The organism is Pseudomonas sp. SM4, from assembly GCF_051913165.1.
Taxonomy (GTDB): Bacteria; Pseudomonadota; Gammaproteobacteria; order Pseudomonadales; family Pseudomonadaceae; genus Aquipseudomonas.
Window position 1 is genome coordinate 124415 of record NZ_JBODOE010000015.1, and the last position, 23966, is coordinate 148380.

General features: G+C 61.7%; 6 protein-coding genes. 3 read left to right on the plus strand and 3 right to left on the minus strand.

Annotated features, from left to right (window positions below):
• Window positions 1-241 precede the first annotated feature (241 nt).
• A complete protein-coding gene (locus ACQ4MY_RS24790) occupies window positions 242-18880 on the plus strand; it encodes a LapA family giant adhesin (protein WP_440096776.1) in 18639 nt (6212 codons plus the stop codon).
• Between the two features lie 148 nt (window positions 18881-19028).
• Entirely contained in the window at window positions 19029-19367 is a 339-nt protein-coding gene (locus ACQ4MY_RS24795) for a tryptophan synthase subunit beta (RefSeq protein ID WP_158834481.1), read from the plus strand.
• A 97-nt stretch (window positions 19368-19464) separates the two neighbouring features.
• On the opposite strand, the gene lapD is transcribed toward ACQ4MY_RS24795, so the two are convergent.
• Together lapD and lapG are read right to left on the minus strand one after the other, a co-directional pair.
• Entirely contained in the window at window positions 19465-21411 is a 1947-nt protein-coding gene (gene lapD / locus ACQ4MY_RS24800) for a cyclic di-GMP receptor LapD (protein ID WP_440096777.1), read from the minus strand.
• 14 nt (window positions 21412-21425) lie between these two features.
• Window positions 21426-22118 (minus strand): cysteine protease LapG, encoded by a 693-nt coding sequence (lapG, locus tag ACQ4MY_RS24805; protein WP_008087033.1) that lies wholly within the window; start codon window positions 22116-22118, stop codon window positions 21426-21428.
• A 195-nt stretch (window positions 22119-22313) separates the two neighbouring features.
• Here lapG and ACQ4MY_RS24810 point away from each other — a divergent pair, with 195 nt between their 5' ends.
• Window positions 22314-23024 carry a GntR family transcriptional regulator gene (locus ACQ4MY_RS24810; protein ID WP_008087030.1) on the plus strand — a complete coding sequence of 237 codons (711 nt, stop codon included), beginning with the start codon at window positions 22314-22316 and terminating at the stop codon, window positions 23022-23024.
• Window positions 23025-23114: 90 nt separating this feature from the next.
• Here ACQ4MY_RS24810 and ACQ4MY_RS24815 read toward each other — a convergent pair whose 3' ends face one another.
• Complete coding sequence (locus ACQ4MY_RS24815) at window positions 23115-23900, minus strand: methyl-accepting chemotaxis protein (protein ID WP_371924622.1); 786 nt, start codon at window positions 23898-23900, stop codon at window positions 23115-23117.
• Between the last annotated feature and the right edge of the window lie 66 nt (window positions 23901-23966).

Below are 23966 nucleotides of genomic sequence, written 5' to 3' on the forward strand. Positions count from 1 at the left end.
GCTGAAGGACAGGTCGCCGCGGAAATATCAATGTGACATTAGTGGGGCGATTGTTTAGGATGGCACCCATAAGGTCAATAGTTTGGCATAAAGTTAATAGCGAAAGAATCTAGCCAAATTATTGACGAATAGACGCGTCAAACTTGTTTCGCAAATTTTTAAAGTACGTCCAGACTGAATCGGCGCCCATGCCATCAGGTCCATGGAAGTCAACTGAACGTGACACCCCGGAGAGTCTTCAATGAGCAGTGTTGTTGCCATCGTCAAAAGCATTGTTGGTCAGGTATTCGTGGTGTCTCCAGAGGGCGTACGTCGCGTACTCGTTGAAGGCGATCGCCTGTATGTCGGCGACCAGATCGACACCGGCCTCTCCGGCGCCGTGTCGCTTGAGCTGGCGGATGGCCGCACACTCGACCTGGGCCGCGAAACCCAGTGGAGCGCCAGCGCGCCCGACTCCAGCACCGACTTGGCTGAAGCCACCGCGCAGGCTGCGCCGTCGGTAGCAGAACTGCAGCAAGCCATCGCCGCCGGTGTCGACCCGACCACCGCCCTTGAAGCCACCGCTGCCGGCCCGAGCGCCGCAGGCACTGGCGGTGCCGCCGGGGGTGGCCACAGCTTCGTGATGCTCGACGCCACCGCTGGCCGCGTCGACCCGACCATTGGCTTCCCGACCGCAGGCATTAACTCTGCAGGTCAGGCCGCGCAAAACATCACCGGCGGGCAGACCACCGATACCACCACCAACGCCCTGCGTGAGTCGACCCTGAGCCTCAGCGCCACGCCGACCATCACCGAAGCCGGCGGCGTGCTGGTGTATACCGCGACCCTGACCCAGGCACCGCTGACCGACCTGACCATCACCCTGTCCAACGGCGCGGTGATCGTAATTCCGGCCGGCTCCACCACCGGCACCGTCAATGTGCCGCTGGCGCCGAACGACACGGTTTACAACGACCCGACCCAAATCGACGTGACCGTCACCGGCACCACGGGCGGCAACGGCATCACCGTGACGCCGCCGACCACTCCGGCGACGACGCAGGTCACCGACACCATCGACACCACCACCGTCACCCTGACGGCGGGCCCGAGTGTCACCGAAGGCGGGCAGATCACTTACACCGCGACCCTGACCAATCCGGCCCAGACTCCGGTGACCGTCACCCTGTCGAACGGCTCGACCATCACCATCGGCGCAGGCCAGACCACCGGCACTGTCAACGTGCCGACGCCGGCCAACGACGTCTATAACAACGGCAGTACCGTCACCACCACCATCACCGGTGCCACTGGCGGCAACTTCGAGAACCTGGTGCCGAACCCGACGCCAGCGGTGACCACCATCACCGACTCGATCGACACCACCAACCTGACCCTGACCGCCACCGGCACAGTGGTCGAGGGTGGCCAGATCACTTACACCGCAACGCTGACCAACCCGGCACAGACACCGGTGATCGTCACCCTGTCGAACGGTTCGATCATCACCATCGGCGCGGGTCAGACCAGCGGCAGCGTCAACGTGCCGACCGCAGCGAACGACGTCTACAACAATAGCGGCACCGTCAGCACCACGATTACCGGTGCAACCGGCGGCAACTTCGAGAACCTGGTGCCGAACACGACGCCAGCGACTACCACCGTTACCGATTCGATCGACACCACCAGTGTGAGCCTGACCGCTACCGGTACTGTCGTCGAAGGTGGCCAGATCACTTACACCGCGACCCTGACCAACCCGGCGCAAACGCCGGTGACGATCACCCTGTCGAACGGTTCGACCATCACCATTGAGGCCGGCAAAACCACCGGCAGCGTCAACGTGCCGACTGCGGCCAATGACGTCTACAACAATGGCAGCACCGTCAGCACCACGATTACCGGTACCAGCGGCGGCAACTTCGAAAACCTGGTGCCGAACACCACGCCAGCGACCACGACCATTACCGACTCGATCGACGATACCAACCTGTCGCTGACAGCGACCGGAACTGTGGCCGAAGGTGGTTCGATCGTTTACACGGCAACCCTGACCAATCCTGCCGGCACACCGGTAACCGTGACTCTGAGCAACGGCTCGGTGATCACCATCGATGCGGGCAAGACCACCGGCACTGTGACCGTCCCTGCACCGGCCGATGACGTTTATAAAGACGCCGGCAAAGTCGAAGTGATCATTAAGGATGCAACGGGCGGCAACTTCGAGAATCTGGTGCCGAGCACCGTTCCAGCCGTGACCGAAGTCACCGATACCATCGACACCTCGACCGTTAAATTGACTGCCGATACCTCCGTCGCTGAAGGCGGCACGGTCACCTACACCGCCACCGTTGGCGCGCCAGTCACCGGTTCGCCGGTCACCGTGACTCTGGCCAACGGCCAGAGCATCACCATCGAAGTCGGCAAAACCACAGGCACCGTGACCACCACCGCGCCAAATGACGCGTTGACCGGCAATGCGCCGCTGACCAACTCGATCACCGGTGTTACGGGTGGTAATTACGAAGATCTGGTGGCCGACAAGACGCCGGTTTCAACCACTGTTACCGATGTTGCTGACACCACCAACCTGTCACTGAGCGCCACCGGTTCTGTGGCTGAAGGCGGCCAGATCACTTACACCGCGACCCTGACCAATGCAGCAGGTTCGCCTGTCACCGTGACGCTCTCGAATGGTTCTGTCATCACCATCGAAGCGGGTAAAACCACCGGCACCGTGACCGTCGCAGCGCCAGCCGATGACGTCTATAAAGACGCCGGCAAAGTTGAAGTCAGCATCAAGGATGCAACGGGCGGCAATTTCGAAAACCTGGTGCCGAGCACCGTTCCGGCCGTCACCGACGTGACCGATACCATCGACACCACCACCGTCAAACTGACCGCCACCGAGTCGGCTGCTGAAGGTGGCACCGTCACTTACACCGCCACTGTCGGCGCGCCGGTCACCGGTTCGCCAGTCGTGGTCACCCTGGCCAACGGCCAGAACATCACCATCGAAGTCGGCAAAACCACCGGCACCGTGACCACCACCGCACCGAACGATGCGCTGAATGGTCATGCACCGCTGACCAACTCGATCACCAACGTCAGCGGTGGCAACTACGAAGACCTCGTTGCAGACAAAACTCCGGTTTCGACCACGGTCACCGACACCGTCGACACCACCAACCTGACCCTCAGCGCCACCGGCACTGTGGCTGAAGGCGGTTCGATCGTTTACACCGCGACCTTGAGCAACCCGGCCGGCACCCCGGTCACCGTGACCCTGAGCAATGGCTCGGTGATCACCATCGAGGCCGGTAAAACCACAGGCACCGTGACTGTCGCTGCACCTGCCGATGACGTCTACAAAGACGCCGGCAAAGTCGAAGTGACTATCAAGGACGCCACCGGCGGCAACTTCGAGAACCTGGTGCCAAGCACCACGCCAGCGGTGACCGACGTCACCGACACCATCGACACTTCGACCGTTAAGCTGACTGCAACCGAGACTGCGGCTGAAGGCGGCACCGTCACCTACACCGCTACCGTGGGTGCGCCAGTCACCGGTTCACCTGTGGTCGTGACTCTGGCCAACGGCCAGAACATCACCATCGAAGTGGGCAAAACCACCGGCACCGTGACCACCACCGCACCCAACGATGCGCTGAATGGCCATGCACCGTTGACCAACTCGATCACCGGCGTCAGCGGTGGCAACTATGAAGACCTCGTTGCCGATAAAACCCCGGTCAGCACCACCGTCACCGACACCGTCGACACCACCAACCTGACGCTCAGCGCCACCGGCACCGTGGCAGAAGGCGGTTCGATCGTTTACACCGCAACCCTGACCAACCCGGCCGGCACCCCGGTGACCGTGACCTTGAGCAATGGCTCGGTGATCACCATCGAAGCCGGTAAAACCAGCGGCACCGTGACCGTCGCAGCACCGGCCGATGACGTTTACAAAGACGCCGGCAAAGTCGAAGTCACTATCAAGGACGCCACCGGCGGCAACTTCGAGAACCTGGTACCAAGCACCGTTCCAGCCGTGACCGACGTCACTGACACCATCGACACCTCGACGGTGAAACTGACCGCCACCGAAACCGCTGCTGAAGGCGGCACCGTCACCTACACCGCGACTGTTGGTGCGCCAGTGACCGGTTCGCCTGTCGTCGTGACCCTGGCCAACGGTCAGAGCATCACCATCGAAGTCGGCAAAACCACCGGCACCGTGACCACCACCGCACCGAACGATGTGCTGGCCGGCCATGCACCGCTGACCAACGCGATCACCAACGTCAGCGGCGGCAACTACGAAAATCTGGTCGCCGACAAAACCCCGGTCAGCACCACCGTGACCGATACCGTCGACACCACCACCGTTTCGCTGACCGCCACCGGCAACGTCAACGAAGGCGGGCAGATCGTCTACACCGCGACGCTGACCAACCCGGCCGGCACCCCGGTGACCGTAACCCTGAGCAACGGCTCGACCATCACCATCGACGCCGGCAAGACCACCGGCACCGTGACCGTTCCTGCGCCTGCCGATGACGTCTACAAAGACGCCGGCAAAGTCGAAGTGACCATCAAGGAAACCACCGGCGGCAATTTCGAAAACCTGGTGGCCAATCCGACGCCAGCAGTGACCAACGTCGCCGACACGATCAACACCACACACCTGACCCTCAGCGCTGAAAGCTATGTGCTCGAAGGCACCTCGATCACTTACACCGCGACCCTGACCAACGCTGCGCAAACGCCGGTGACCGTCAACCTGAGCAACGGCCAGACCATCACCATCGAGGCTGGCAAAACCAGCGGTTCGGTGACTATCGCCGCGCCGAGCGATGACGTTTACAAAGATGTCAGCAAGCTCACCGTGACCATGACCGATGCCACTGGCGGCAACTTCGAGAAACTCGACGTCAGCAAGACCCCGGTCAGCACCACCGTCAATGACACCGTCGACAAAACCACGCTGACCCTCAGCGCCAGCGACACCGTCAGCGAAGGTGGCCAGATCACCTACACCGCGACCCTGAGCAATCCGGCCGGCACCGCCATGACCGTGACTCTGGCCAACGGCGCGGTGATCAACATTGCCGCCGGCGCCACCAGCGGCTCGGTGAATTTCGCCGCGCCTGCCAATACTCCGTACATCGACGGCGGCAAGGTACAGACCGCGATTGCCAGCCACAGCGGCGGCAATTTCGAGCTGGTCGATGCCAACCGCTCGGCCGTGGTCACCACCGTCACCGACACGGTCGACACCACCAATATCAGCCTGAGCGCCACCGGTTCGGTCGCCGAGGGCGGCTCGATCGTCTACACCGCGACTTTGACCAACCCGGCCGGCACGGCCATGAGCGTGACCCTGAGCAATGGCGCAGTAATCAACATCGCCAAGGGCGCGACCACCGGCACCGCGACCGTCGCAGCACCGGCCGATGACGTCTACAAGGACGCCGGCAAGGTCGATGCGAGCATCACCAAGACCACGGGCGGCAACTTCGAAAACCTGGTGGTCGACAAGACCCCGGCCGTCACCGACGTGACCGACACCATCGACAACAGCACCGTTTCCCTGACTGCCACCGCCAGCACTACTGAAGGCGGCGTAGTGGTTTACACCGCCTCCGTGACCGCGCCAGTTACCGGCGCGCCGGTTGTGGTGACCCTGTCCAACGGCCAGACCATCACCATCCCGGTCGGCGCCAGCAGCGGCAGCGTCAACTTCACCGCACCGAACGATGCACTGGCTGGCGGCAACACGCTGAGCGTGAAAATCGACGGCGCCAGCGGCGGCAACTACGAAAACCTCGTCGCAGATAAAACCCCGGCCGTGACGTCGGTCACCGACACCGTCGACACCACCAACCTGACGTTGAGCGCAACCGGGTCTGTGGCTGAAGGCGGTTCGATCGTCTACACCGCGACCCTGACCAACCCGGCAGGCACGCCAGTCACCGTGACCCTTTCCAACGGTTCGGTGATCACCATCGAAGCGGGCAAGACCACGGGCACCGTGACCGTTGCTGCGCCAGCCGATGACGTCTACAAAGACGCCGGCAAGGTCGAAGTGACCATCAAGGACGCCACCGGCGGCAACTTCGAGAACCTCGTTCCGAGCACCACGCCAGCCGTGACTGACGTCACTGACACCATCGATACCACGACCGTCAAACTGACGGCCGACACCACCGTGGCAGAAGGTGGCACCGTCACTTACACGGCGACCGTCGGTGCCCCCGTGACCGGCTCACCTGTCGTGGTGACGTTGGCCAACGGTCAGAGCATCACCATCGAAGTGGGTAAAACCACCGGCACCGTGACCGTCACCGCGCCGAACGATGCGCTGAACGGTCAGGCGTCACTGAACACCTCGATCACCGGCGTCAGCGGCGGCAACTACGAGAACCTCGTCGCCGACAAGACACCGGTTTCGACCAGTGTCACCGACACCGTCGACACCACCAACCTGTCCCTCAGCGCCACCAACTCGGTCGCCGAGGGCGGTTCGATCACCTACACCGCGACCCTGACCAACCCGGCCGGTACTCCGGTGACCGTGACGCTTTCGAATGGCTCGGTGATCACCATTGAAGCGGGTAAAACCACCGGCACCGTGACCGTTGCTGCGCCCGCCGATGACGTCTACAAGGACGCCGGCAAAGTCGAAGTGACCATCAAGGACGCTACTGGCGGCAACTTCGAGAACCTGGTGCCAAGCACCGTTCCAGCCGTGACCGATGTCACCGATACCATCGACACCACCACCGTGAAGCTGAGCGCTACCGAGTCGGCTGCTGAAGGTGGCACCGTCACCTACACCGCCACTGTTGGCGCTCCGGTAACCGGTTCGCCAGTCGTGGTCACCCTGGCCAACGGCCAGAACATCACCATCGAAGTCGGCAAAACCACCGGCACCGTTACGACGACCGCACCGAACGATGCGCTGAACGGCCACACGCCGCTGAGCAACGCGATCACCGACGTGAGCGGCGGCAATTACGAGAATCTGGTTGCCGACAAAACCCCGGTTTCGACCACCGTCACCGACACCGTCGACACCACCGATCTAACGCTGAGCGCGACCGGCACCGTGGCCGAAGGCGGTTCGATTGTTTACACCGCGACGCTGACCAACCCGGCCGGCACGCCGGTGACAGTGACTCTGTCGAACGGTTCGACCATCACCATCGAAGCGGGCAAAACCACGGGCACCGTGACCGTTGCTGCGCCAGCCGATGACGTCTACAAAGACGCCGGCAAAGTCGAAGTAACCATCAAGGATGCGACTGGCGGCAACTTCGAGAACCTGGTGCCGAGCACCACGCCTGCCGTGACCGACGTCACTGACACCATCGACACCTCGACGGTCAAACTGACCGCGACCGAGTCTGCTGCTGAAGGTGGCACCGTCACTTACACCGCGACTGTCGGCGCGCCAGTCACCGGTTCGCCGGTTGTGGTGACCCTTGCCAACGGTCAGAACATCACCATTGAAGTGGGTAAAACCACCGGCACCGTGACCACCACGGCACCGAACGATGCGCTGAACGGCCACACGCCGCTGAGCAACGCGATCACCGACGTGAGCGGCGGCAATTACGAGAATCTGGTTGCCGACAAAACCCCGGTTTCGACCACCGTCACCGACACCGTCGACACCACCGATCTAACGCTGAGCGCGACCGGCACCGTGGCCGAAGGCGGTTCGATTGTTTACACCGCAACACTGACCAATCCAGCCGGCACGCCAGTGACCGTGACGCTTTCGAACGGTGCAGTCATCACCATCGAAGCGGGCAAAACCACGGGCACCGTGACCGTTGCGGCGCCAGCCGATGACGTCTACAAAGACGCCGGCAAAGTCGAAGTAACCATCAAGGATGCGACTGGCGGCAACTTCGAGAACCTGGTGCCGAGCACCACGCCTGCCGTGACCGACGTCACTGACACCATCGACACCTCGACGGTCAAACTGACCGCGACCGAGTCTGCGGCTGAAGGTGGCACCGTCACTTACACCGCCACTGTCGGTGCTCCGGTGACGGGCTCGCCCGTGGTCGTGACCCTGGCCAATGGTCAGAACATCACCATTGAAGTGGGTAAAACCACTGGCACCGTGACCACCACTGCTCCGAACGATGCGTTGACCGGGCATGCGCCGCTGACCAACTCGATCACCAACGTTTCCGGCGGTAACTACGAAAATCTCGTGGCCGACAAAACCCCGGTCAGCACCACCGTGACTGACACCGTCGACACCACCAATCTGTCGCTGACGGCGACCGGCGCGGTGAACGAAGGCGGTCAGATCACCTACACCGCGACCCTGACCAACGCTGCTGGTTCGCCAGTCACCGTGACCCTGAGCAACGGCTCGGTGATCACCATCGAGGCCGGTAAAACCACCGGCACCGTGACTGTCGACGCTCCGAAAGACGACGTCTACAAGGACGCCGGCACTGTTGAAGCGACCATCAAGGGCGCGACCGGTGGCGACTTCGAAAACCTCGTCACCAGCACTGTCCCGGCCGTCACTACCGTCAACGACACCATCGACACCTCCACCGTGTCGCTGACCGCCACTGCCAACGTCGCCGAAGGCGAAACCGTGGTGTACACCGCCACCGTGACCGCGCCAGTGACTGGCACGCCGGTTGTAGTGACTCTGTCCAATGGCCAGACCATCACCATCGCCGTCGGTGAAACCAGCGGTTCGGTAAACTTTGTGGCACCGAACAGCCCATTGGCCGGCGGCAGCTCGCTGAGCGTGACCATCGACGGCGCCACGGGCGGCAACTACGAAAAACTCGTGGTCGACGGCAAGTCCGCCGACACCGCGGTTTCCGACACCACTGACACCACCAACCTGAACCTGACCGCAACCGATTCGGTAGCTGAAGGCGGTTCGATCGTTTACACCGCAACCCTGACCAACCCGGCCGGCACGCCCATGACCGTGACCCTGTCGAACGGCGCGGTGATCACCATCGAGGCCGGCAAGACCACCGGCACCGTGACCGTTGCGGCGCCAGCCGATGACGTCTACAAGGACGCCGGCAAAGTCGAAGCGACCATTGCGACCGCCACTGGTGGCAATTTCGAAAACCTGGTGCCGAGCACCGTTCCAGCCGTGACCAACGTCACCGACACCATCGACACCACCACCGTCAAACTCACCGCGACCGAGTCGGCGGCTGAGGGCGGCACCGTTACTTACACCGCGACGGTGGGCGCGCCAGTGACCGGTTCTCCGGTAACCGTGACCTTGGCCAACGGCCAGAACATCACCATCGAAGTCGGCAAAACCACCGGCACTGTGACCACCACTGCACCGAACGACGCGTTGACCGGTCATGCGCCGATCAGCAATGCGATCACCAGCGTCAGCGGCGGCAATTACGAGAACCTGGTAGCGGACAAGACCCCTGTTTCGACCAACGTCACCGACACCGTCGACACCACCAATCTGTCGCTGACCGCGACCGGTTCCGTGGCCGAAGGTGGCTCGATCGTTTACACCGCAACACTGACCAACCCGGCCGGCACTCCGGTGACTGTGACCCTGAGCAATGGCTCGGTGATCACTATCGAAGCGGGCAAGACCACCGGCACCGTGACCGTTGCAGCCCCTGCCGACGACGTCTACAAAGACGCCGGCAAAGTCGAAGTGACGATCAAGGACGCCACGGGCGGCAACTTCGAGAACCTCGTTCCGAGCACCACGCCTGCGGTCACTGACGTCACTGACACCATCGATACCTCGACGGTCAAACTGACCGCCACCGAGTCTGCCGCTGAAGGCGGCACCGTCACTTACACCGCCAGCGTCGGCGCGCCGGTGACCGGTTCGCCAGTCGTGGTGACCTTGGCCAACGGCCAGAACATCACCATCGAAGTCGGCAAAACCACCGGCACCGTGACCACCACTGCACCGAACGACGCGTTGACCGGTCATGCGCCACTGACCAACGCCATCACTGGCGTCAGCGGCGGCAACTACGAAAACCTCGTGGCCGACAAAACGCCGGTCAGCACCAACGTGACCGACACCGTCGACACCACCAACTTGTCGCTGACCGCGACCGGCTCCGTGGCCGAGGGTGGTTCGATCATCTACACCGCGACCCTGACCAATGCCGCTGGCTCGCCAGTGACCGTGACGTTAAGCAATGGCGCGGTGATCACCATCGAAGCCGGCAAAACCACGGGCACCGTGTCTGTTCCAGCGCCAGCCGATGACGTCTACAAGGACGCGGGCAAAGTCGAAGCAACCATTTCGACTGCTACTGGCGGCAACTTCGAAAGCCTGGTGCCGAGCACTGTTCCGGCGGTGACTCAGATCACCGATACCATCGACACGTCGACCGTGAAACTGACGGCCGATACCTCGGTGGCTGAAGGCGGTACCGTCACCTATACCGCTACCGTGGGCGCACCAGTCACCGGTTCAGCGGTTGTCGTGACCTTGGCCAACGGTCAAAACATCACCATCGAAGTCGGCAAAACTACCGGCACCGTAACCTTCACGGCACCAAACGATGCGTTGACCGGTCACGCGCCCGTCACCAACTCGATCACCGGCGTAACCGGTGGCAATTACGAGAACCTGGTGGCCGACAAGACCCCGGTTTCGACCAACGTCACCGATACCGTCGACACCACTAACCTGTCGCTGACCGCGACTGGCACCGTCGCCGAAGGTGGCCAGATCACCTACACCGCGACCCTGACCAACGCTGCCGGCTCGCCCGTCACCGTGACCCTGAGCAATGGCGCGGTAATCACCATCGACGCGGGCAAAACCACGGGCACCGTGACCGTTTCAGCGCCAGCCGATGACGTCTACAAAGACGCCGGTAAAGTCGAAGTGACGATCAAGGACGCCACCGGCGGCAACTTCGAGAATCTTGTTCCGAGCACCACGCCTGCGGTCACCGACGTCACCGATACCATCGACACCTCGACGGTCAAACTCACCGCCGATACTTCGGTGGCTGAAGGCGGTACGGTCACCTACACCGCCACCGTTGGCGCGCCAGTAACCGGTTCGCCGGTCACCGTGACTTTGGCCAACGGTCAAAACATCACCATCGAAGTCGGCAAAACTACCGGCACCGTAACCTTCACTGCACCAAACGATGCGTTGACCGGTCACGCGCCCGTCACCAACTCGATCACCGGCGTAACCGGTGGCAATTACGAGAACCTGGTGGCCGACAAGACTCCGGTTTCGACCAACGTCACCGATACCGTCGACACCACTAACCTGTCGCTGACCGCGACTGGCAACGTCGCCGAAGGTGGCCAGATCACCTACACCGCGACCCTGACCAACGCTGCCGGCTCGCCCGTCACCGTGACCCTGAGCAATGGCGCGGTAATCACCATCGACGCGGGCAAAACCACGGGCACCGTGACCGTTGCAGCGCCAGCCGATGACGTCTACAAAGACGCCGGTAAAGTCGAAGTGACGATCAAGGACGCCACCGGCGGCAACTTCGAGAATCTTGTTCCGAGCACCACGCCTGCGGTCACCGACGTCACCGATACCATCGACACCTCGACGGTCAAACTCACCGCCGATACTTCGGTGGCTGAAGGCGGTACGGTCACCTACACCGCCACCGTTGGCGCGCCAGTAACCGGTTCGCCGGTCACCGTGACTTTGGCCAACGGTCAAAACATCACCATCGAAGTCGGCAAGACCACCGGTACCGTGACCTTCACCGCACCGAACGACGCGCTAACCGGCCATGCGCCGCTGACCAACTCGATCACCGGCGTAACGGGTGGCAATTACGAGAACCTGGTGGCCGACAAGACCCCGGTTTCGACCAATGTCACTGACACCGTCGACACCACCAACCTGTCGCTGTCCGCGACCGGTTCTGTGGCCGAGGGCGGTTCGATTGTTTACACCGCGACGCTGACTAACGCCGCTGGCTCGCCAGTCACCGTGACCCTGTCGAACGGCGCCGTAATCACCATCGACGCGGGCAAAACCACCGGCACCGTAACCGTCGCAGCGCCGGCCGACGACGTTTACAAAGACGCCGGCAAAGTCGAAGCGACCATTTCGACCGCTACTGGCGGCAACTTCGAGAGCCTGGTGCCGAGCACCGTTCCGGCCGTCACTAATGTGACCGACACCATCGATACCACCACCGTCAAACTGACCGCCACCGAATCGGCTGCTGAAGGTGGCACCGTCACCTACACCGCCACTGTTGGCGCTCCGGTGACCGGTTCGCCTGTGGTCGTGACCCTGGCCAACGGCCAGAACATCACCATCGAAGTCGGCAAAACCACCGGTACCGTGACCACCACCGCGCCGAACGACGCGTTGACTGGTCATGCGCCGATCACCAACGCGATTACCGGTGTTACCGGCGGCAACTACGAAAACCTCGTGGCCGACAAGACGCCGGTCAGCACCACTGTGACCGACACGGTCGACACCACTAACTTGTCGCTGAGCGCGACGGGCTCGGTCGCTGAAGGCGGCTCGATCGTCTACACCGCAACGCTGACCAACGCCGCTGGTTCGCCAGTGACCGTGACCCTGTCGAACGGCGCCGTGATCACCATCGACGCCGGTAAAACCACTGGCACCGTCACCGTTCCAGCGCCAGCCGACGACGTCTACAAAGACGCCGGCACCGTGCAGGCGACAATCAGCACCGCCACCGGTGGCAACTTCGAAAACCTGGTGCCGAGCACGACTCCGGCTATCACCAGCGTCACCGATACCATCGATACCACCACCGTGAAGTTGACGTCAACGACCACTGCGGCAGAGGGCGGTAACGTCGTCTACACCGCAACTGTCGGCGCTCCAGTGACCGGCTCGCCGGTTGTCGTGACCCTGTCGAACGGTCAGACCATCACCATCGGAGTTGGCCAGACCACAGGCACCGCGACCACCACTGCGCCTAACGACGCATTGACTGGCCACGCACCGCTGACCAACGCCATCACCAACGTCAGCGGCGGCAACTACGAAAACCTCGTGGCCGACAAGACGCCTGTCAGCACCACTGTCACCGACACCATCGACACCACCAACCTGTCGCTGTCGGCGACCGGCACCGTGGCTGAAGGTGGCCAGATCACTTACACCGCGACCCTGACCAACGCCGCTGGCTCGCCAGTCACCGTGACCCTGAGCAACGGCGCCGTTATCACCATCGATGCGGGCAAGACCACCGGCACCGTGACCGTTGCAGCGCCAGCCGACGACGTTTACAAAGATGCCGGCAACGTTCAGGCAACAATCAAGACCGCCACTGGCGGCAACTTCGAAAGCCTGGTGACCAGCACTGCGCCAGCCGTAACCAGCGTCACCGACACCATCGATACCACGACGGTGAAACTGACCGCGACAGGCTCTGCGGCTGAAGGCGGCAACGTCGTCTACACAGCGACTGTCGGTGCGCCGGTGACCGGCTCGCCGGTTGTCGTGACCCTGTCGAACGGTCAGACCATCACCATCGGAGTTGGCCAGACCACCGGCACCGCGACCACCACTGCGCCAAACGACGCATTGACTGGCCACGCTCCGTTGACCAATGCCATCACCAATGTCAGCGGCGGCAACTACGAAAACCTCGTCGCCGACAAGACGCCGGTCAGCACCACCGTCACCGATACCATCGACACCACTAATCTGACGCTCAGTGCGACAGGCACCGTGGCCGAGGGCGGTTCGATCGTCTACACCGCGACATTGACCAATGCCGCTGGCTCGCCAGTTACCGTGACTTTGTCGAACGGCGCAGTGATCACCATCGAGGCCGGCAAAACCACCGGCACCGTGACTGTTGCGGCCCCGGCTGACGACGTCTACAAAGACGCCGGCAACGTACAGGCAACGATCAAGACCGCAACCGGTGGCAACTTCGAAAACCTGGTGACCAGTACTGCGCCAGCCGTGACCAGCGTCACCGACACCATCGACACCACCACCGTGAAGTTGACGGCAACGGCTACAGCGGCAGAGGGCGGCAATGTCGTCTACACCGCTACCGTCGGTGCGCCGGTGACTGGCTCGCCCGTCGTGGTAACGCTGTCGAACGGTCAGACCATCACCATTGGCGTTGGCCAAACCACCGGCACCGCGACCACCACAGCGCCTAACGACGCGTTGACCGGTCACGCACCACTGACCAACGCGATCACCAACGTAACGGGCGGTAACTACGAGAACCTCGTCGCCGACAAAACCCCGGTCAGCACCACCGTGACCGACACCATCGACACCACCAACCTGACGCTGTCCGCGACCGGCACCGTGGCCGAAGGCGGTCAGATCACCTACACCGCAACCCTGACCAACGCCGCTGGCTCGCCAGTCACCGTGACCCTGAGCAACGGCGCCGTCATTACCATCGACGCCGGCAAAACCACTGGCACCGTGACCGTTGCAGCGCCAGCCGACGACGTTTACAAAGATGCCGGCAACGTTCAGGCAACAATCAAGACCGCCACTGGCGGCAACTTCGAAAGCCTGGTGACCAGCACTGCGCCAGCCGTAACCAACGTCACCGACACCATCGATACCACGACGGTGAAACTGACCGCGACAGGCTCTGCGGCTGAAGGCGGCAACGTCGTCTACACAGCGACTGTCGGTGCGCCGGTGACCGGCGCGCCGGTTGTCGTGACCCTGTCGAACGGTCAGACCATCACCATCGACATCGGCAAAACCACTGGCACCGTGACCACCATCGCACCGAACGATGCGCTGACTGGCCACGCACCACTGACCAACGCGATCACCAATGTCAGCGGCGGTAACTACGAAAACCTCGTCGCCGACAAAACCCCGGTCAGCACTACCGTGACCGACACCGTCGACACCACCAACCTGACGCTGTCCGCGACCGGCACCGTGGCCGAAGGTGGCCAGATCACCTACACCGCGACCCTGACCAACGCCGCTGGCTCGCCAGTCACCGTGACCCTGAGCAACGGCGCCGTCATTACCATCGACGCCGGCAAAACCACTGGCACCGTGACTGTTGCGGCCCCGGCTGACGACGTCTACAAAGACGCCGGCACCGTTCAAGCCACGATCAGCAATGCAACGGGCGGCAACTTCGAAAACCTGGTGACCAACTCCACGCCAGCCGTGACCAACGTCACCGACACCATCGACACCACCACCGTCAGCATCACCGGCAGCACCTCGGTGACCGAAGGCCAGACTGCCAGCTACACCGTCAGCCTGAACCACCCGGCGCAAACCGAAGTGACCCTGAAAATCGTCTACAGCGGTACCGCCGCCGACGGTTCGGACTTCACCGGCGTGTACACCGTGAAGATCCCGGCAGGTGCGAGCAGCGCGCAGTTCAACGTCGCCACCATCGATGACAAGATCACCGAAGGCACCGAGAACTTCGTGGTCAAGATTGATTCGGCTACGGGTGGCAACTTCGAGAACCTCGCGGTCAGCAGCACCAATGGCAGCGTCAGCACCTCGATCATCGACAACGATGCACCGCCGGTCATCGACCTGGATGCCAACAATTCCAGTGGCGCCACCGGTGCCGACTACAAGGTGACGTTCACCGAGAACACCCCGGGCGCGGGCGTGTCGATTGCCGACACCGATATCAAGATCACCGACCCGGACAGCACCATGCTGACCGGCGCCACCGTGGTACTGACCAACCGTCAGGACGGCGATGCGCTGAACCTCGGCAATAGCGTCAACGGCATCACCATCAATGCCAACAGCACCAACGGCACCGTGACCCTGACCTTGTCGGGCAACGCGACGCTGGCCGACTACATGCAGGCGATCAAGAACATCAGCTTCACCAACAGCAGTGAAGACCCGAGCACCGTGCCACGCATCATCACGGTGACCGTGACCGATGGTGGCAACTACTCCAACGTGGCGACCACTACGGTCAACGTCGTGGCAGTCAACGATGCGCCAGTTGCAGCACCGGTCAACGTCACCGGCACTGAAGACACGCCGCTGATCCTCGGTTGGTCGACCTTCGGTGTGACTGACGTCGACAGCCCGGCCAGCAGCCTCGGGATCAAAATCACCCAGCTGCCGGGCGAAGGCAAACTGCAGTACCTGGACGGCTCGACCTGGAAAGACGTCGCCAACAACCAGACTTTCAGCAAAGCGGACATCGACGCTGGCAAGCTGCGCTTCATGCCGGATGCCAACGAGTCGGGCGTCAACGGTTACGGCGGCACAGGTCTGGGTAACAACCAGGCTGACTACGCACAGATCAAGTTCCAGCCAACCGACGGCCAACTGCTGGGCAACACCGGCACCGTGAAGATCGACATCACGCCAGTGGCGGATGCGCCGACCGTGAGCGTGGCCGACAACAGCGTGAAGTCCACCGGGCTGATCAAGGAAGTCTGGACCGGTCTGTCGGGCCTTGGCACCAACGGCAACGGCGCGGATTCGACCACGTTGAAAAACGTCATCGACGGTGCCGGCACTCCGAACACCAGCACCAACGTCAACAACGTGCAGTCCGACGGCAGCGTGACCGCCGGTACCGCGTCGAAAACCTCGGGGCTAATTTATCTGGAAGCCGGCAAGACCTACACCTTCAGCGGCATCGGCGATGACAGCCTGCTGGTGACCATTGGCGGCAAGAGCGTGGCATCGACCACGTGGGGCGCGGGCGGCAACCTCAACGGTTCATTCACCCCGACCACCAGCGGCTATTACACCCTGGACATCTACCACCACAACCAGAGCGGCCCGGGCAGCTACGACGTCAACCTGTCGGTCAACGGCAGCACGCCGATCGACCTGAGCAGCGCCGGCGTGCCGATCTACACCGGCGTGCAGGATCTGGTGAACTCGGGCGTGACCGTTTCCGATCTGCACGGCACCAACGGTGAAGGTTATTACGACGGCTACAAGCTCAACACTGGCGCCGAAGGCACCACCGTGAAACTGTCGGCCGTCAGCACCGCGCTGACCGATACCGACGGTTCGGAAACCCTGAGCGTGAAGATCAGCGGTGCACCGGTCGGCTCGGTACTCAGCGATGGCGCAGGGCATACCTTCACCGTCACCGCCAGCAGCGGCGACGCCAACGTCACCGGCTGGAACCTCGGCAGCCTGACCGTGACGCCACCGCCGTACTACAACGGCCAGTTCAACCTGACCGTGACCTCGACCTCCACCGAACAGGTTGGCGGCTCGGCGAGCAGCACGGCGACCATTCCGGTCACCGTGGTGCCGGCGGTCTACAACGCCATTGTCGCCACCTCGGCCGATGACACCGTCACCGGTACCGATGGCAACGACATCATCGTCGCCGACATCGGTGGCCTGACCGTGGTGCCAGGCACCAACTACAACATCGCGTTCATGGTCGACAGTTCCGGCAGTATGAGCAGTTCGTCGATCAACGCGGCGAAGGACTCGCTGACCGCGGTGTTCAACACCCTCAAGCAGAGCCTGGGCGGCAGCAACTCGGGCACGGTGAATATCTTCCTGGTGGACTTCGATACCCAGGTCAACAAGTCGGTGTCGGTGAACCTCAACGACCCGAATGCGCTGACCCTGCTCAAAGCAGTTCTGGATTCGATGAGTTCCGGCGGCGGCACCAACTACGAGGACGTGTTCAAGACCACGGCCAACTGGTTCCAAAGCACAGAAGCTGTGGCCAACACCGGGGCGAAGAACCTCACGTACTTCATCACCGATGGCCAGCCGACCTACTACCAGAGCGGCGAGCAGACCAACCCGACGCTGTACGGCAGCGTGAAGTTCGACAGCGTGGTGACCACCAGCAACTACAAGCTGGGCGACACCTTCAGCACCTACATCGACAACACGCATTACCTGAGCATCAACGCCAGCGGTTTCGCCCAGTTGCAGACCTACACCAACCGCTACGGCTGGAGCACTACCAATCTGGGTACCGTCCACGCGCAGGGCGACGGCACTTACGAGTTGTCGAGTCTGGCGGGCAGCGGCAGCAGCACCAGCACGACCACCACTGACAACTCCACCAGCAGTTTTGCCTTGCTCAGCGGTCTGTCGAACGTCGAGGCCATCGGCCTCAACAACGGCGTCAGCCTCAACGATCTGAAGCCGTACGATTCGGATAAAACTCCACAGACCAACATCGATCCGAAGGATCTGGCCAACTCGATCATCGGCCACACCGAAGCGACGCTGCCGGGCAATGACACCGTCAGCGGTGGCGACGGTAACGACATCCTGTTCGGCGATCTGGTGAGCTTCAACGGCATCGCCGGCGAGGGTTATCAGGCCATGCAGGCGTTCGTGGCCAAGGAAACCGGCGTCGACGTCAGCAAAGTCACTACCAGCAACGTGCACCAGTACATCACCGAGCACTATCAGGCGTTCGATGTGTCCGGCGCGCACGACGGCAATGACACGCTGCTGGGTGGCGCGGGCAATGACATCCTCTTCGGCTCGGGCGGCAACGACTGGCTCGATGGCGGCAAAGGCAATGACATCCTGCTCGGCGGCACCGGCAACGACACGCTGATCGGCGGTCAGGGCAACGACATCCTCATTGGTGGTTCGGGTGCCGACACCTTCGTCTGGAAGGCGGGCGACACCGGCAACGACGTGATCAAGGACTTCAAGGCCAGCGAAGGTGACCGCATCGACCTGCGCGATTTGCTGCAGGGCGAAACCGGCAGCACCATCGACAACTTCCTGAAGATCACCACGGTCGACGGCACGTCGTCGCTGCAAGTCAGCTCGGCGGGCAAGTTCAACTCCGGCGACGCTGCGGCGGCAACCCCGGATGTGACGATCAAACTGGAAGGCAACAACTGGTCGAGCGCCAACATTCATAACCTGATTGCCGGCAGCGACCCGACCATCAAGGTCGACCACAACAACAGCTGATGCGTGAACACAACGGCCGCCCTTCTCGGGCGGCCGTCACGTTTGCAGTCACCGCCACGGTGACGATTGCATCGGCGCACCGCATACTTGCGCGCAGTTGGCTATGCTGCTGACAGCATGACGCTGGTTCATTTCTGAGGGATGCTCAATGTTTTACGTGCAACGCGATGCGCAAGGTCTGTTGATTCGCGTGGAAGCCGCGGCCTACGCCGAAGCCACGGAAACGCTGCCGGCCGACAGCCATGAAATCCAGGCCTGGTTCGCCAACGAGGTCGTGGAAACCAGCCTCAAACAGCTCAAGCAGAGCGACTTTGAAATGATTCGGGTACTCGACGACCTGATTCAGGTGCTGACCCAGAAAGGCGTGATCCGCGTCACCGACCTGCCGCCGGCGGCCCAGGCCAAACTGATGGACCGGACCCAGGCGCGTGAAGCGTTGGGTGGGTTGAGTCAGTTGATCGATGATGACGAAACCGGGTTGATCTAAAAGCAAAGATCGCAGCCTTCGGCAGCTCCTACAGGTGAATGCATTCCATGTAGGAGCTGCCGAAGGCTGCGATCTTTTCGCCTTTAAAATCTGAAGATTATTGCCAAGGCTTGGGTTCACCCAACAACTGCCCCTGAACCCCATACAAGCCCATCTCGCGAATCACCGACAACTCCCCCTCCGTCTCGACCCGCTCGGCAATCAGCGGCAGATCAATGCTGTGCGCCGCGCGCTGAATCGCTTCGATAAACAGGCGCTTGTCACTCTCCTGATCGATCGCCCGGATGTAACTGCCATCGATCTTCAGGTACGCCAGCCCCAAGCGCGCGAGGTTGCCGATCATGCTGAAACGGCCACCAAAACGTTGCAGACTGAGGGAGAAGCCGAGTTCGCGCAGGCGCCGGGTCAACTGCTCCAGCACCGCTTGCTCGGGCAATTGCTCTTCGCCAATCTCAAGGGTCAGCCGCGCGCCGAGGTTGGAATGCGCCCGGAGGATTTCGAAGACTTTGCTCAGCGCCTGCGGATCGGCCAGGGTCGCCGAAGACAGGTTCAGCGCCAGCGAATCTTCATGGCCTTTCATTTGTTCCAGTACTCGCTCGAGCATCAGTCGATCGAGCCGCGCGGTCCAGCCGAAGCGCTCCAGCCACGGCAGGAAACGTCCGGCCGGTATGGTCTGGCCCTGTTCGTCGAGCAAGCGCGAAAGCACTTTGTAATGCAGCACCAGTTGCGTGTCCTGCGCGGCGACCACCGGCTGGAAATACAGCTCGAAACGTTGCTGACTCAAGGCCTGATCGAGCAAGCGATGCCAGGCGTGGTGATCGTCGCCAACGTCTGCGGTCAGGCTCTGATCGATGCAGGCCCAGTTCTGTTCACCCTGCCCTTCAGCCTGCGCCAGCGCCTGATCACCGAGACTGAGCACCGACTGCGGCGAATCACCGTGAGCAAACGGTGCCAGACCGATCGAGGCCACCGCCGCCACGTCCGTCGCCCCCGTGGCGTGCAAGCTGCTCAGCGCACTGTCGAGGTTCTGCGCCAGTTGCAGCGCTTCTTCACGCACCAGCCCAGGCGCCAGCACGGCGAATTCACCACCGCGAATACGCGTGACGAGGTTCTGGGTTTCCGGGTATTTGGCGCACTCGCGCGACAGTTGCTCACCGACGGCCTTCAACAATTCATCGGTGCGCTGCCCGCCCAGACGCTGGTTGAGCCCGGCCAGATCCTTGACCCGCAACAGCAGCAGATAACCGGAACTGGCCTGCTCCGGATTGCTCACCCGATTGTTCAGTTGCATCTCGAAATAACGCCGGTTGGCCAGCCCGGTGAGGTTGTCCTGATAAGACTCGGCACGCAGTTTTTCACTGCGTTCAGCCTGTTCCTGAAACAGCGCCTTGAGCTTCTCGACCATCTGGTTCATCGCCTGCACGACGCGACGCAATTCCGGCGTGCGCGGCAATTCGGGCAAGCTGAGAAATTCGCGACGGGCGATGGCGTGGGATTGCTTGACCATGTAATCCAGCGGCTTCAATTGCCGGCGCAACAGCAGCGCGCCAAGCAGCGCACTCACCGCACCGCAGATCAGCAGCCAGCCAAGGCTGCCCAACGCGCTCTGCCACAACTTGGCCACGGCAAACATCGGGTGACTGACCACCTCGACCCGCGCCGCCTGTTCCCAGCCACGGCTGACCAGCGCATCGCCGCCAGCCGGTTCCAGGCCAATCAGTTTGACGAACCAGTCCGGCACATTGCTGACGGCGGGGATGCCGTTGCGCTCGACAATGGTCTGGTCGGTCTTCAGATCAACCACGCGAATGCTCGCGTAATAACCGCTGTCGAAAATCGAACTGACCAGCAATTCAACCATCGCCGGGTCGTCGATATTCGGTGTCAGCGACAACGCCAGCGCTGTCGCGGCGTCCTGAGCGTGGGAGCGCAACTGGTTGACGTACTGAGTGCGCGAGCTCTCCAGGCTGACCATGAAGCTGCCGGTGAAGGCGACCACCAGGAACAGACAGATAGCGATCAACAGCTGTTTGAACAAAGACATCTGAGCGCGTGCTCCTAGTTAATCGTTTCGACCGGAAAACCTTCGGCCTGCATTTTCTTCAACACATCCTGCCAGCGTGACAGACGTTTGGTGTCACCGACCTTCTTGTTGCCCTTGGCCCCAGGCAGATACAGGCCCTCAGCATTGAAAGAGTAGACCGGCAGCAAATCGGTTCGCTGCGACGCCGGCTGGATCGGGTCGATCAAGCTGTCGAGCACCAGCGGCATGGCATCCGGTGTTGCATAGTAAGTCAGCACCATGTGCGCGCGGTTCTGGCGCAACGCCTTGACGTAAGTGATGCGCAGCTTGTCACTGGATACCCCGAGATGGCGCAGGCTGAAATACTTGGCGATCGCATAGTCTTCGCAATCGCCGGCGCCTTTCCACAGCGCCTCGATCGGGGTTTCCCAATAGTCGACTTCGTGCCACAGGTCGATGTCTTCGACGTAGCGCATCTGTTTGTTGAAGAACAGGTTCACCACTTTCAGCTTGTCCATTTCGCTGACTTGCTTCTGCGTCGCCAACAGATTTTGCCAGGCATCGATGCGTTGCTGCCCGGCACCCAGCGGGCCGTACAGCGCCGTAGCCTTGCGGCTGATCGCGGAAAAATCCCAATCGGCATGCAGACCGCCCAGCATGACGCCGGCCAGCAGCAGTGCGCAGCCTAGCCAGCGCAGAGTCCGGGGGATCGCGAAACGTACCGCCACAGCAGATTTCCGGGGGGCAGGAAGGAAAGCGTTTGATGGTGAAGCTTAGCCGGGTAAAAAACAATGGCACCCTGAGATCATCGACGCCGCGCTAAACTTGTGGAATACGGTATTCCTCCACACGGTTTGACAACCTGTAGAGCAATCACTAGTGTCATTTGGATCCAATTCAGTCGAAAGACAGGGTGCGTAGTCGTGACACAGAAGCCCAAACCGCTGCACAGCATCAAAGTCGACGGGCCCATTCCCGCGCATTTGGCCCGCTCGATCATAGAAGAAACCTTGCGCGCGGCGATCCTCGACGGTCGCCTGCCGTGCGGCACGGCCCTGCGCCAACAAGATCTGGCCGACCTGTTCGGTGTCAGCCGTATGCCGGTGCGCGAGGCCTTGCGCCAGCTCGAAGCGCAAGCGCTGCTGAATGTCACTGCGCACAAAGGCGCGGTGGTAGCCGCGCTGATTCAAGGCGATGCCGCGCAAACCTATGAGCTGCGGATCCTGCTGGAATCCGCAGCGTTGCGTCAGTCGATTCCGCTGCTGGTGGCGGCTGATCTCGAACGCGCCGCCGACCTGATCGATGAACTGGAAAACCAGCAGGACTACAGCGAAATCGGTCGGCTCAATCGCTTGTTCCACATGGCCCTGTACAGCAAGGCACCGAACAAGCGCCTGCTGCGCCTGGTCGAAGACGGCCTTAATGAAGAGGAGCGGTTCCTGCGCTTCAATCTCGAAGCCATGGGCCTGGGCAAGATTTCTCAGGATGACCACCGCGCCTTGCTGCAAGCGGCGAGTGATGGGGATGTCGAGGGTTCGGTGACGTTGCTGGTGCAACACCTCAACCGGGGTGTCGAAGTGATCACGCGCTTCCTGGCCAGCCCTGCCGGACAAACCCGCAAAGCCGCAGACTAAGATCGCGACTCACTCCTACCGGAAACCCGATTAATGTGTAGGAGTGAGCCTGCTCGCGATGAACGATAACGCGATCTAACCGACCTTCACTCAGATCTTGAAGCTATCAACCAATTGCTTCAGGCGATTGGCCTGTTGCGACAACGCATCACAATCCTTCAACGTCTCGTTGAGGTTGGCGACGCTCTGCTGGTTCAACAGGTTGATCTGGTTGACGTCGACGTTGAGGGTCTCGACCACGGCGGTCTGCTCTTCCGTCGCGGCGGCTACCGACTGGTTCATGCCGTCGATTTCGCCAATGCGCTGAGTCACGCTGACCAGACGCAGACCGGCCTGATTGGCCACTTCCACGCTCTGCTCGCTCGACGCCTGACTGGCGTTCATGGTGCTCACCGCTTCACGCGAACCGACTTGCAGGGAAGTGATCATCTTGTGGATCTCTTCCGCCGATTCCTGAGTACGGTGGGCGAGGTTGCGCACCTCGTCCGCGACCACGGCAAAACCACGCCCGGCTTCACCGGCACGCGCCGCTTCGATCGCCGCGTTGAGCGCCAGCAGGTTGGTCTGTTGCGAGATGCCCTTGATCACATCGAGGATGTGGCCAATGTTGTCGGTACTCGCATTCAGTGTTTCGATTTGCGTGCACGACAGGCTGATTTTCTGCGACAGCTCGGTCATCGCCTGGATGGTTTGTTCCACCACCTGACGACCGTCGTCCGCCTGCTCGCTGGCGCCGCTGGCGTGCTGCGAAGCATCGGCGGCGTTACGGGCGATTTCCTGCGTGGCAGCGCCCAACTCGTTGATCGCCGCAGCGACGCTGTTGGTGCGCGCACTTTGTTCGTCGGAGCCGACGATCGAAGCGTTGGACGAGGCCATTACCCGCTGCGACAAGTCATGTACGTGGCGAGTGGCCGAGGATACTTCGGAAATCGAGGCGTGAAT

Bases quoted from the DNA above. Each gene is read 5' to 3' on its own strand.
- lapD (WP_440096777.1), bottom strand. From the start codon at position 21,411: ATGTCTTTGTTCAAACAGCTGTTGATCGCTATCTGTCTGTTCCTGGTG.
- ACQ4MY_RS24790 (WP_440096776.1), top strand. From the start codon at position 242: ATGAGCAGTGTTGTTGCCATCGTCAAAAGCATTGTTGGTCAGGTATTC.
- ACQ4MY_RS24795 (WP_158834481.1), top strand. From the start codon at position 19,029: ATGTTTTACGTGCAACGCGATGCGCAAGGTCTGTTGATTCGCGTGGAA.
- ACQ4MY_RS24815 (WP_371924622.1), bottom strand. From the start codon at position 23,900: ATGGCCTCGTCCAACGCTTCGATCGTCGGCTCCGACGAACAAAGTGCG.